11 protein-coding genes are annotated in these 11302 nt (G+C 73.1%); 5 read left to right on the forward strand and 6 right to left on the reverse strand.

Annotated elements, in window-relative coordinates; genetic code table 11:
- Positions 1 to 131: 131 nt before the first annotated feature.
- The 3 genes from ACZ6RC_RS05785 to ACZ6RC_RS05795 form a co-directional block, all read right to left on the reverse strand.
- The gene (locus ACZ6RC_RS05785) at positions 132 to 1358 is read right to left on the reverse strand and encodes an FAD-dependent monooxygenase (protein WP_469580742.1); all 1227 of its coding nucleotides are present in this window, start codon (positions 1356 to 1358) and stop codon (positions 132 to 134) included.
- An 85-nt stretch (positions 1359 to 1443) separates the two neighbouring features.
- Positions 1444 to 2064 carry a response regulator gene (locus tag ACZ6RC_RS05790; RefSeq protein WP_391143573.1) on the reverse strand — a complete coding sequence of 207 codons (621 nt, stop codon included), beginning with the start codon at positions 2062 to 2064 and terminating at the stop codon, positions 1444 to 1446.
- Positions 2061 to 3191, reverse strand: coding sequence for a sensor histidine kinase (locus ACZ6RC_RS05795; RefSeq protein ID WP_469580745.1), 1131 nt, complete (start codon positions 3189 to 3191; stop codon positions 2061 to 2063). Before ACZ6RC_RS05795 ends, ACZ6RC_RS05790 begins: the two co-directional genes overlap by 4 nt.
- A 254-nt stretch (positions 3192 to 3445) precedes the next feature.
- Between ACZ6RC_RS05795 and ACZ6RC_RS05800 the strand changes: the two genes are divergently transcribed.
- Both ACZ6RC_RS05800 and ACZ6RC_RS05805 read left to right on the forward strand, forming a co-directional pair.
- Entirely contained in the window at positions 3446 to 4006 is a 561-nt protein-coding gene (locus tag ACZ6RC_RS05800; RefSeq protein WP_469579541.1) for a GlcG/HbpS family heme-binding protein, read from the forward strand.
- Between the two features lie 192 nt (positions 4007 to 4198).
- On the forward strand, positions 4199 to 5599 hold the full coding sequence (locus ACZ6RC_RS05805; RefSeq protein WP_391143579.1) for a M1 family metallopeptidase: 1401 nt from the start codon (positions 4199 to 4201) through the stop codon (positions 5597 to 5599).
- A gap of 50 nt (positions 5600 to 5649) precedes the next feature.
- On the opposite strand, the gene ACZ6RC_RS05810 is transcribed toward ACZ6RC_RS05805, so the two are convergent.
- Both ACZ6RC_RS05810 and ACZ6RC_RS05815 read right to left on the reverse strand, forming a co-directional pair.
- On the reverse strand, positions 5650 to 6159 hold the full coding sequence (locus ACZ6RC_RS05810; protein ID WP_453612477.1) for a GNAT family N-acetyltransferase: 510 nt from the start codon (positions 6157 to 6159) through the stop codon (positions 5650 to 5652).
- 74 nt (positions 6160 to 6233) lie between these two features.
- On the reverse strand, positions 6234 to 6809 hold the full coding sequence (locus ACZ6RC_RS05815) for a TerD family protein (protein WP_391143583.1): 576 nt from the start codon (positions 6807 to 6809) through the stop codon (positions 6234 to 6236).
- Positions 6810 to 6941: 132 nt separating this feature from the next.
- Here ACZ6RC_RS05815 and arfB point away from each other — a divergent pair, with 132 nt between their 5' ends.
- A complete protein-coding gene (arfB, locus tag ACZ6RC_RS05820) occupies positions 6942 to 7379 on the forward strand; it encodes an alternative ribosome rescue aminoacyl-tRNA hydrolase ArfB (RefSeq protein WP_469579544.1) in 438 nt (145 codons plus the stop codon).
- An 87-nt stretch (positions 7380 to 7466) separates the two neighbouring features.
- Here the strand turns inward: arfB and ACZ6RC_RS05825 are convergent, their stop codons facing one another.
- Positions 7467 to 7967 carry a flavin reductase family protein gene (locus ACZ6RC_RS05825; RefSeq protein ID WP_469579545.1) on the reverse strand — a complete coding sequence of 167 codons (501 nt, stop codon included), beginning with the start codon at positions 7965 to 7967 and terminating at the stop codon, positions 7467 to 7469.
- A 455-nt stretch (positions 7968 to 8422) separates the two neighbouring features.
- Between ACZ6RC_RS05825 and cdgB the strand changes: the two genes are divergently transcribed.
- Together cdgB and ACZ6RC_RS05835 are read left to right on the forward strand one after the other, a co-directional pair.
- Entirely contained in the window at positions 8423 to 10066 is a 1644-nt protein-coding gene (cdgB, locus tag ACZ6RC_RS05830) for a diguanylate cyclase CdgB (RefSeq protein ID WP_453612484.1), read from the forward strand.
- Between the two features lie 121 nt (positions 10067 to 10187).
- Positions 10188 to 11156 (forward strand): CBM35 domain-containing protein, encoded by a 969-nt coding sequence (locus ACZ6RC_RS05835; protein WP_391143593.1) that lies wholly within the window; start codon positions 10188 to 10190, stop codon positions 11154 to 11156.
- Positions 11157 to 11302: the final 146 nt, after the last annotated feature.

Consider the following 11302-nt stretch of genomic DNA (forward strand, 5'->3'; position numbering starts at 1 on the left):
ATGGTCGCACGCCGCAGGAGCGCGCGGCACGGGGCAGGGGCAGGGCCAGGGGCGATGGCCAGGGGGCGGGGGAGGGCTTGGCCAGGGGGCGGGGCCCGGCGTCCCGCCCCCCGGCGCCCTCCCCGGCGCCCTCAGGCGCCCGTGCGCGTATGGGCGTGGAGGGTGCGGGCCAGGCGGGGGCCCAGCCAGCGCTTGAGGCGGCGCAGCGGCTCCAGGCGTCCGGCGGCCCGGTCGATCCGGTAGTAGAGCTGGGGCGGGATGTACGGGAGCAGCGGGGAGTGGCGCTGGCCCAGGAGCGCGAACATCTGCGCCGGCTCCAGCCGCATGTAGCGGGGCAGGTTCTCGTACCACTGCGCGCTGTAGCGGGCCGCGCTCTGGGCCGACAGGAGCTCCGCCCGCCGCCGGTGGGCGTAGCGGGTGAGCGCCCCGTCCAGGCCCCCGGCGCCCTGCCGGTCGCGCAGGGCGGCCGCGAGGGCGAGGGCGTCCTCCAGGGCGAGGGTGGTGCCCGCGCCGATGGAGTAGTGGGTGGTGTGGGCGGCGTCGCCGAGGAGGACGAGGTTGCCGCGGTGCCAGACGCGGTTGGTGAGCGTACGGAAGTTCAGCCACTGGGCGGCGTCGTCGGCCTGGGCCCGGCCGATCAGCGCGTGGCCGTCGAGCAGGTCGTGGAAGAGCTTCTCCATCAGGTGGAGGCTGTCGGCCTCGCCCAGGGTGTCGAGCCCGAGGCCCGACCAGGTCTCGGGGGAGCACTCGACGACGCAGGTGGACTGCTCGCCGCTGAAGCCGTAGGCGTAGCACCAGATCCAGCCGTGGTCGGTCTCCTTGAACGCGAAGCTGAAGGAGTCGAAGACCTTGGTGGTGCCGAGCCAGATGTAGCGGTTGCGGCCGGTGGCGAACGCGGCGCCGAAGTGGTCGCCGTGGGCCTCGCGCAGCACGCTGTTGACCCCGTCGGCGGCGACGACCAGGTCGGCGTCGGCGAGTTCGGGGGAGTCCGCGCCGGTGATGTCGTGCTCGAACTCCACCCGTACGCCGAGCGCTTCGGCCCGCTCGGCCAGGAGGGTGAGCATCCGGCGGCGGCCGATGCCGAAGCCCTCGTCGCCGCGGTGGACGGTCCGCTCGTCGCGGACGATCGCGACGCCGTCGGTCCAGCGCACGGACGCGGCGCTGATGGCGTCGGCGGACTCCGGGTCGCCGGCCCGGAGCTTGTCGAGGAGCCCGGCCCAGTACGTCACGCCCCAGCCGTAGGTGGAGCCGGCCGGGTTGCGTTCGTAGACGGTGATGTCGTGGGACGGGTCCTGTCGCTTCATCAGGATCGAGAAGTACAGGCCGGCCGGGCCACCGCCGACGCAGGCGATCTTCACACGCGCTCCCACATATCTGACACCTTGTGATGAATCAGCGACGCAGGGTAGCAGGGGGGAGGGGGCGGGGCGGGGGAGGCGCGGCTCAGGGCAGCAGGCGTTGTTCCTTGGCGACGGCGACGGCGCCCGCCCGGGTGTCGACGCCGAGCTTGGCGTAGATCCGGCCCAGGTGCGTCTTCACGGTCGCCTCGCTGATGAACAGCGCCCGGGCGATCTCGCGGTTGCCCAGGCCGTGGGCGAGCTGGCCGAGGATGTCCCGCTCGCGGTCGGTCAGCGTCGGCCCGGCCGCGCCGCGCATCCGGTCCATGACGCGGCTGGCGACCGGCGGGGAGAGGGTGGTGCGGCCCTGGGCGGCGGAGTGGATCGCCGCGAACAGCTCCTCGGGCCGCTCGGCCTTCAGGAGGTAACCGGTGGCGCCGGCCCCGATGGCGCGGGTGATGTCGGCGTCGGTGTCGTAGGTGGTGAGGACCAGGACGTGGACGTCGGGCGTGGCGATCCGGCGGGTCGCCTCGACGCCGTCGATGCCGGGGCCGAGCTGGAGGTCCATCAGGACCACGTCGGGAGCGAGCTTCGCCGCCATCGCCACGGCCTCCTCCCCGCTGCCGGCCTCCCCGACGACCTCGATGTCGGGGGCACTGCCGAGGAGGGCGAGCAGCCCGGCGCGGACGACGGCGTGGTCGTCGCAGAGCAGGATGCGTACCGTCATGAACCGGCCTCCGGGGATGTCGACAGGGGAATCGCGACGGAGAGCACCGTGCCCTCGCCGGGGGTGGACTCGAGGGTGAGGGTGCCGCCGAGCTGCTGGGCGCGCACCCGCATGGCGGGCAGGCCGTGGCCGCGCACCCCCGGATCGCGGGCCGGCGGCCGCGGGTCGAGGCCGCGCCCGTCGTCGGCGATGTCGAGGACGACCTGATCGTCGAGGTAGGTCAGGGTCACGGCGGCCGAGGTGGCGGCGGCGTGCTCGCGGACGTTGGCCAGGGCGCCCTGCGCGATCCGCAGCAGCGCCGACTGCACCCGGTCGGGCAGCGGGACCGGCGTCCCGTCGGTGCGGAACGCGGCGGATTCGCGGGCGGCGAGGGTGCGCAGCGCCTCTTCGAGCCCGCCGCCCTCGGCGAGGTCGGCCGGAGCGAGGTCGTGGACGAAGCGGCGGGCCTCGGCGAGGTTCCGCTCGGCGATGGACTCGGCCGTACGGACATGGCGGCGCGCGGTCGACGGGTCGCCGTCCCAGGTGCGGTCGGCGGCCTGGAGCAGCATCTGCTGGCTCGACAGGCCCTGGGCGAGGGTGTCGTGGATCTCCATGGAGAGCCGCTGGCGTTCGGCGAGGGTGCCCTCGCGCCGCTCGGTGGCGGCGAGTTCGCGCCGGGTGCGGATGAGGTCGTCGATCAGGGCCCGCTGCCGGTCCGCCTGGCGCTGCGCGTGGACGAAGACGGCGGTGGCGATGGCCGCGACGGCCGGCGGCGCGATGATCAGGTTCGGGTCCCAGCCGCCGTGCGCGAGCTGGACCTGGGCGGTCACCACGAAGAGGGTCAGCAGCGCCACCAGGACGAGGGCGGCGCGCGGCGGGAGGGTGCGCAGACCGGTGTAGAAGAGCGGGACGGCGCACCAGGCGAAGCTCGGCGCGAGGACGACCAGGAGCATCCAGACGGCGACGACCGTGAAGAGCCAGGCGATCCGGCGGGGGGTGGCGCGGGCGCCGGGGACACGGTCCAGGAGGTAGAGGACGGCCAGCGCGGCGGAGAGGGCGACGATCCACGGGCCGCGGTCCTCCCACGGGTGCCGCAGGAGGAAACGGGCCAGGGAGGCGCCGAGGAGGAGGAAGAAGGCGACGTGCATGACCCGCGCCAGCCAGCGGGCGTCGGGGTCCTGCTCCCTCACGTGCGTCGCCTCTCCATCCGTCGTACCTGTCCTGACCTGGGTGTACGGATCCATGGTGGCCCCGGGGGACCACACGGGCATCAACCGATCGGCTGACCCGCGTGTCGTCCGTACCGCGTGGCGGACGCAGCCGCTCCGTCGACCGTACCGGCCCGGTTCCGGCCGGAGGATCGAGGGCAGAGCGACTCACGCAGCGATCCCAGGAGTTCCCCGTGAAGAAGATCCTCATCGGCGCCACCGCGGCCGCCGCCCTCGCCGCCGGCACCTTCGGCGCCGTCTCCGCGAACGCCTCCGCCCCGGCGGCCCCGGCCGCCGCCCCGGCCGCCGCCCCGGCCGCAGCGGCCAAGGCCGACGCCGCGAACAAGAACCTCCAGCAGTCCACGCACCTGACGATCGAGGCCGCGACCAAGGCGGCGCAGGCCACCCTGGACGCCGCCGAGGACGAGAACCAGCGCGTGACGGTCGCGGTCGTGGACCGCAACGGCAACACCCTCGTGACCCTCCGCGGCGACGGCGCGGGCCCGCAGTCCTACGAGTCGGCCGAGCGCAAGGCGTTCACCGCGGTCTCCTGGAACGCCCCGACCTCGGTCCTCGCCGGCCGACTCGCCCAGGCCCCGAACCTGAAGGACATCCCCGGCACCCTCTTCCTCGGCGGCGGTGTCCCGGTCACCGCCAAGGGCGCCCCGATCGCGGGCATCGGCGTGGCCGGCGCCCCCAGCGGCGACCTGGACGAGAAGTTCGCCCGCGCGGGCGCGGAGGCCCTCGGCAAGTAACCCCCGGACACGGAACCGGGGCCGCCCGGGCGAGGCCGCCCGGCCCCCCCGGGCGCGGCCGCCCGCCCCTCCCGGGCGCCCCCGGTTCCGTACGTCGGTCACCACGCCGCGCGGCCACCCGGCCCCCTTCCTGGCGCCCCGCCCCGCCGCCCCTCCCAGGCCACGCCCCGGAACACGCCCTAAGATCGTTCCGTGGAAGCACGTAGCCGGGTCGTCCTCGCAGCCGTCACGGCGCTGGTCCTCCTCGTGGGGGCCGGCGGGTGCAGTGGTGGGCAGGACGGCGGGGTCGGGGGGAGCCCCGGGGCCTCCGGGGTACGGGACCCGTACTTCCCCAAGCTCGGCAACGGCGGGTACGACGTCACGCACTACGCCCTCGCCCTCGACTACGACCCCGCCACCGGCCGCCTCGACGCCACCGCCGACATCGTCGCCCGTGCCACCCAGGACCTGAGCGCCTTCAACCTCGACCTCGACGGGCTCACCGTCGGCCGCGCCACCGTCGACGGGGCCCCGGCCGCCGTCAACCGTGCCGGGACCGAGCTCACGCTCCGGCCCCGCGAGGAGATCGACCGGGGCAGCACCTTCCGGACCACCGTCGCCTACTCCGGCGTCCCCCGGAAGATCACCGACGCGGACGGGGCGGGCGAGGGCTGGCTGAAGACGAAGGACGGGGCGCTCGCGCTCGGCGAGCCGGTCGGCTCCATGGCCTGGTTCCCCGGCAACCACCACCCCTCCGACAAGGCGACGTACGACATCACCCTCACCGTCCCCGAGGGGCTGCGCGCCGTCTCCAACGGCGTCCTGCGCAGCGAGCGCACCGCGAACGGCCGGACCACCGCCGTCTGGCACAGCGCCGAGCCGATGGCGAGCTATCTGGCGACGGTGGCCATCGGCCGCTACCGCGTCACCACGGCCAAGACCCCCTCCGGCGTCGCCGTCCTCACCGCCGCAGACCCGGCCGTCGCCGATGCCGGTGCCCCGCTCCTCGCCCGCATCCCCGAACTGCTGGAGTGGCAGGCGGAGAACTTCGGGCCGTACCCCTTCTCCGCGGCCGGCGCGATCGTCGAACCGACCGGGGACGCCGACTACGCCCTGGAGACGCAGACCCGGCCCGTCTTCCCGCAGGACTCCTTCGACGCCCCGACCCTCGTCCACGAACTGGCGCACCAGTGGTTCGGCAACTCGGTCTCCCCCGCGAGCTGGCGGGACATGTGGCTCAACGAGAGCTTCGCGACCTACGCGGAGTGGCTCTACGCCGAGGACTTCGAGGACACCCCCGCCAGGACCGGCTTCGACCGGGCCTTCGCCGAGGACGCCAACTGGGCCTTCCCGCCGGCCGAACCGCCGGCGGCGGAGAACCTCTTCGACCCGCCGGTGTACCAGCGCGGTGCGATGGTGCTGCACAAGATCCGGGAGACGGTCGGCGACGACACCTTCTTCGAGATCCTGGCGGGCTGGCCCGCGAAGTACCGGCACCGCAACGCCTCCACGGAGGACTTCACCGCCTACGTGGAGGAAGTGGCGGGCGAGGACCTGAGCGAGCTGTGGGACGTGTGGCTGTACGGGGACGACAAGCCGGACCGCCCCCGCTGAGCCCGGGCACCGCCCCCGGCAGCACCCCGCACACCACCCCCGCCTCCGGCCTACAGCCCCTTGCGGAGCACCACGCAGGGCCGCCCCTTCTCCCGGTCGGCGCGATGATCCGCCGTCTCGTAGCCGAGGGAGGTCCAGAAGGCGAGGGCGCGCGGGTTGTTCTCCAGGACCGCGACCTTGACTCCCGTACGGCCCTCGGAGCGGAACCGCTCCTCGAGCGTGCCGGCCAGCGCGCGGCCGTGGCCGGAGCGCTGGGAGCGCGCGTCGACCATCAGCAGGCCGATCCAGGGATCCGGGTCGTCGGGGTCCGGGTGGTGGTCGAGGATCGCCGCCACGCCGATCAGCCGGCCCTCGGACCGGGCGAGGAGCACCTCCGCGCCGGGGACGGCGAGTTCGTCGGCGAGGGCGGCGGCGACCTGCTCCGGCCGGATGTCGTCCGGGTCCGGGAAGTCGCCGGTGATCGCGTGGAAGTCGCGGTGGGAGGCGTACAGCTCGGTCAGCTCGGTGAGGAGCGGGCCGGGCAGGGCGTGGTCGGTGGAGGCGTACGGCTCGACGATCATGCGGAAACGGTAAGGCCCCGGCCGGAGCCGGGGCCTTGACGCCGTGAGGGTGTCGCGGCGGATGCCTGCGACGGTCAGAGGTTGACGCCGAAGTCGCGGGCGATGCCCTCCAGGCCGGCGGCGTAACCCTGGCCGACGGCGCGGAACTTCCACTCCGCGCCGTTGCGGTACAGCTCGCCGAAGACCATGGCGGTCTCGGTGGCGGCGTCCTCGGAGAGGTCGTAGCGGGCGATCTCGGCGCCGCCGGCCTGGTTGAGGATGCGGATGTAGGCGTTGCGGACCTGGCCGAAGTTCTGCGAGCGGCCGACCGCGTCGTAGATGGAGACCGGGAAGACGATCTTGTCGACGTTCGGGGGCAGGGCCGCGAGGTTGACGTTGATCTGCTCGTCGTCGCCGCCGCCCTCGCCGGTGCGGTTGTCACCGGTGTGGACGATGGTCTGGTCCGGGGTCGCCTTGTTGTTGAAGAAGACGAAGTGCGCGTCGGAGGCGACCTTGCCGGCGGCGTCGACGCCGATGGCCGAGGCGTCCAGGTCGAAGTCGGTGCCGGTGGTCGTACGGACGTCCCAGCCGAGGCCCACGGTGACGGCGGTGAGGCCCGGGGCCTCCTTGGTCAGGGAGACGTTGCCGCCCTTGGACAGGCTTACAGCCATGGGAAGTCCCTTTCGTCGTGATGTCGTCACACGCATTAACGCGGACGGGGCCCCGTCGGTTCCGCCCGGAGCCGGTGGCCGAGGAGCCGGGGGCCGAAAACAGGATGACGTGCGGGGCCCGCTGCGGGGAACATGGGGGGCATGTCCGGTCCGTATGTCATCCGCGGCTCCGTCTCGCTTCCCGAGGCCGAGCTGATGTGGCGTTTCTCCCGTTCGTCCGGGCCGGGCGGACAGCACGTCAACACCAGCGACTCCCAGGTGGAGCTCCGCTTCGACCTTCAGCGCACGGACGCGCTGCCGGAGGTGTGGAAGGCGCGCGCCCTGGAACGGCTGGCGTCGCGCCTGGTGGGCGGGGTGCTGACGGTACGGGCGTCGGAGCACCGCTCCCAGTGGCGCAACCGCGAGACGGCAGCGGTCCGCCTCACCGCCCTCCTCGCCGAGGCCACGGCCCCGCCGCCGAAGCCGCGCCGGGCGACGAAGATCCCCCGGGGCATCAACGAACGCCGGCTGCGGGTCAAGAAGCAGCGCGCGGAGACGAAGCGCGGCCGTCAGGGCCGCGACTGGGGCTGAGCCCCGGCCGGCCGCGGGGGACGGCCTCCGGGTGCGGCCGCCGGGCGTGGTGGCGGGCGCCTGGTGCGGTGGCGGTCGCCGTCACCCTCAGGCCAGGTGGCGGTACTTCCCCTTGAAGTACGTCAGGGGTGAGCCCTCCCCCGAAGGGAACGCGGCCGTCAGGACGCGGGCGATCACCAGGGTGTGGTCGCCGGCGATCACGCGGCTCTCCGTACGGCACTCCAGGGTCGCCAGCGCGCCGCCGATCAGCGGGGCGCCGCTCTCCTCGCCGCGGGTGTACGGCACGTCCTCGAAGAGGAGGCGGTCGCTCACCCGCCCCTTCATCGCGAAGCGGCCCGCGACATGGCGCTGGCTCTCGGAGAGGACCGAGACCGCCCAGACGGGGATCTCGTCCAGCAGGTCGTCCATCCGGGAGCCGTTGCGGAGGCTGACCAGCACCAGGGGCGGGTCCAGCGAGACCGACATGAACGCGGTCGCCGTCATCCCCACGTCCTCGCCGCGCGGGCCGTCGTCGGGGTCGTGGACCGTCACCAGCACCACGCCCGCGGCGAGGCGGGACATCGCCGCCCGGAACTCGTCGTCGCTCACCCCCTCAGCATGAGGGATGCCCGCATCCGACACGGGAGGCGGGGGCGGCGGGGACGGGAGGGACGCCGGGGACGGGAGGGTGAGGCTCTTTCGCAGCACCCTCGCACGCTAATCCGGAGCCACCCGCCGCCACATCGGGCCCGGGGACCAGACCGCCCACCCCCGCCGGTCCTAGGTCGTGTCCGGAAAGTCCCGCCGACCGGCGCCCCCTCGGCCCTCCCGCCTCCCGTACCACCGGTCTACAACACCCCCTTTGCGTTCAAGAAAGCGTGGGAGCGCTCTCTCCCGCAGTAGGCAACGCCTCACACACAGTTGTGACTTGAGTCACAGACCGCAGTATTTGTTGACCCTGTGTACCGGCGGTGCAGCTCGCTGTGATTCAGTGGCGGAGACAGTGCAGCACGAAGCCGATGAGAACCCTGGAGTTGCTGTCGAGGTCTCGGGGAGAGCGAGCGATGGAGACCGAGTCGGAGCCGTACGTCCGTCTTGCGACCCTGCGGCAGCTGCATCAGGTCGTGGCCGACCTCAACACAGCCCGCAGCCTGGCGGACACCCTGCAAACCGTCGCCGACGGCATCGTCGCAGGCCTCAACTATGAGCTGGCCTGCGTCAACCTCGTACGCCCCGACGGAGACCTCGTCGTCGCCGCCTTCGCCGGCAGCCCCGCCGCCGAAGCACTCATCACCGGCCGCGTCGGCTCCCGCGCCTCCTGGGAACGCCGCCTCTCCATGGGCGTCGCCTGGGGCGACCTGCGGTTCATCCCGCACACCGAAGGCTGGGTCCTCATCGAGGACGACGTCCCCCAATGGCACACCGAAGGCCCCGCCCCCCGCTTCGAAGACGAATGGCACCCGCACGACCGGCTCTACGCCCCCATGTACGCCTCCGGCTCCGGCCGCGAACTCCTCGGCGTGATCTCCGTCGACCGGCCGCGCAACGGACGACACCCCGGGCCCTGGGGCCAAGAAGCCCTCCAGATGTACGCCTCCCAATCGGCCATTGCGATCAGCAACGCCCGCCTCAGAGCAAACATGCAGCGCGCCCTCGTCCGCCTCGAACGCGAACAGCAAGCCCTCCGCGCCAGCGAAGAGTCGTTCCGGCAAGCCTTCGAATACGCCCCCTCCGGCATGGCCATCGCCGAAATGGGCGGCGACCAGCACGGCCGCCTCCTGCGCACCAACGACGCCCTGTGCCGCCTCCTCGGCCGCCCCGCCTCCGTCATGCGCCGCTACTCCTTCGCCGACCTCGTCCACCCCGAGGACATAGGAACCCTGCTGCGCACCTCCGCCGAAGGCGGCCGCGCCGAACTCCGCCTCGCCCGCCGCGACGGCACCTACGTCTGGGTCTCCCTCCGCAACTCCGTCGTCGCCGACACCGCCGACGGCCCCCGCTTCCTCCTCACCCACGTCGAGGACATCGAAGAACGCAAGCGCCACGAACTCCAGCTCGCCCACCGCGCCTCCCACGACGCCCTCACCGGCCTCCCCAACAGCGCCGAACTGCGCTCCCGGCTCAGCGCCCGGCTCTGCGAACGCCCCCACACCTCCCGGACCGCCGACGGCCCCGACAGCGGATACGACTCCCCGTACGGCCACGAACACGGCTTCGGCTTCGACCCCGCCCCCGGCGCCGCCACCGGCGGCCCCTACGACCATCACGTCCACACCGTGGCACCCACCGGGGGTGACATCGACGACGGCACCAAAGGCCTCGCCGTCCTCTTCTGCGACCTCGACGGCTTCAAATCGATCAACGACCGCTTCGGACACCACACCGGCGACGCCGTCCTCATCGAAGTCGCCCGCCGCCTCACCACCGGCGTACGCGACGGAGACACCGTCGCCCGGCTCGGGGGTGACGAATTCGTCGTCCTCGCCGACGGCCTCGGCGCCGCCGACGCCGCTGACCTGGCCGTACGCCTCCGGAACGCCATCATTCCGCCGATCCGCGTCGACGGCCGGGCCGTCCGGGTCGGCGCCAGCTTCGGCATCGGCTGGGCCGAATGCGGCATGACCGTCGAAGAGGTCCTGAACTCCGCCGACCAGCGGATGTACATCGAAAAACGCTCCCGCGCCAAGGTCCACCGCCGCGCCGGATAGCCCTCCCCGTCACCCGCCGGTCACGCTCCGCACGGTCAAGGACCGGACCGAAGCGTTCCCCGTTCGAGGTAGGCTCGGCCGGTCGGCGACGGCTGGCGAGCATGGATAGGAGTGACCAGGGATGGCTGCCGGTAACGACGGCGCGAACACGCCCGAGGACGACGATCCGTTCGGCTACCTGTACGCGGACGGCCAGGCGGCGGGCGCCCAGCCCCCCGGCCAGGGCGGTGGCTACGGCTACCCCGGCCCGGCCGCGCAGCCCGGCGTCCCCAGAACCTCGTACAACCAGGTCAGGACGGTCGGCGAGCGCCAGTACGGCGGCCCCGCACAGGCCCATGTGCCGCATCAGCAGAGCTACGGCGGCCAGCAGCAGTACGGCCAGCCGAACCCGCAGTACGCGGCGCCCGAAAGCTATCCCGGCGCGGACCGCACCCGCCCCACGCCGATGCAGCAGCAACGCGGCCGCGGCCCCAACACCAAGGGCCTGCTGATCGGCGCGATCGCGGTCGTCGCGGTCGTCGTGATCGGAATCACGGCCGCCGTCCTCAACAACGACAACGGCGACGACAAGGGCGGCAACGCGGGCGGCACCCCCACCGACGGCTCCTCGCAGGTCCAGGAGACCCCCAGCGGGCAGCCCAGCGCCGACGAGACCCCCGTCGAGCTGCCGAAGCAGGACGCCGCCACGCTCAAGCTCGGCGGTTCGGCCGTGCTGGCCAAGGACATCAAGGGCGCCGAAGGCGCGGACGGCGCCTACGTCACCGGGTTCAACGCCGTCGGGTCGTCCGTGACCTGGCAGGCCGACATCGCCGAGCGCGGCGACTACTACCTGTACGTGCGCTACGCGATCCCGGCGAAGGACGCCAACGCCACCCTCTCCGTCAACGACAAGCCCAACGGTTCGCCGATCGGGCTGAAGAACTTCATCTCCTCCTCGGACCCGAACCTCGAGAAGAACTGGCAGACCACCTGGGCGCCGGTGAAGCTCAAGCAGGGCACGAACACGATCAAGCTGTCGTGCGAGCAGGGCAACCAGTGCGACGCGGTCTTCGACTGGCTGAAGATCAGCAAGACGAAGCTGAGCGGCTGAGCCCGCCCGCCTGACGGAGGCCCGATCACCGGAAGTGGGGCCCGCCCCCCCCGCCCGGGGCCCCCCCCCCGGCCCTCCCCCACGGGGCCCCGGCCCCCCCCCCCCACCCCGCCCCGGCCGCCGCGGGGCGCGGGCCGCACCCGCCT

Source organism: Streptomyces sp. NPDC048353 (genome assembly GCF_055587165.1).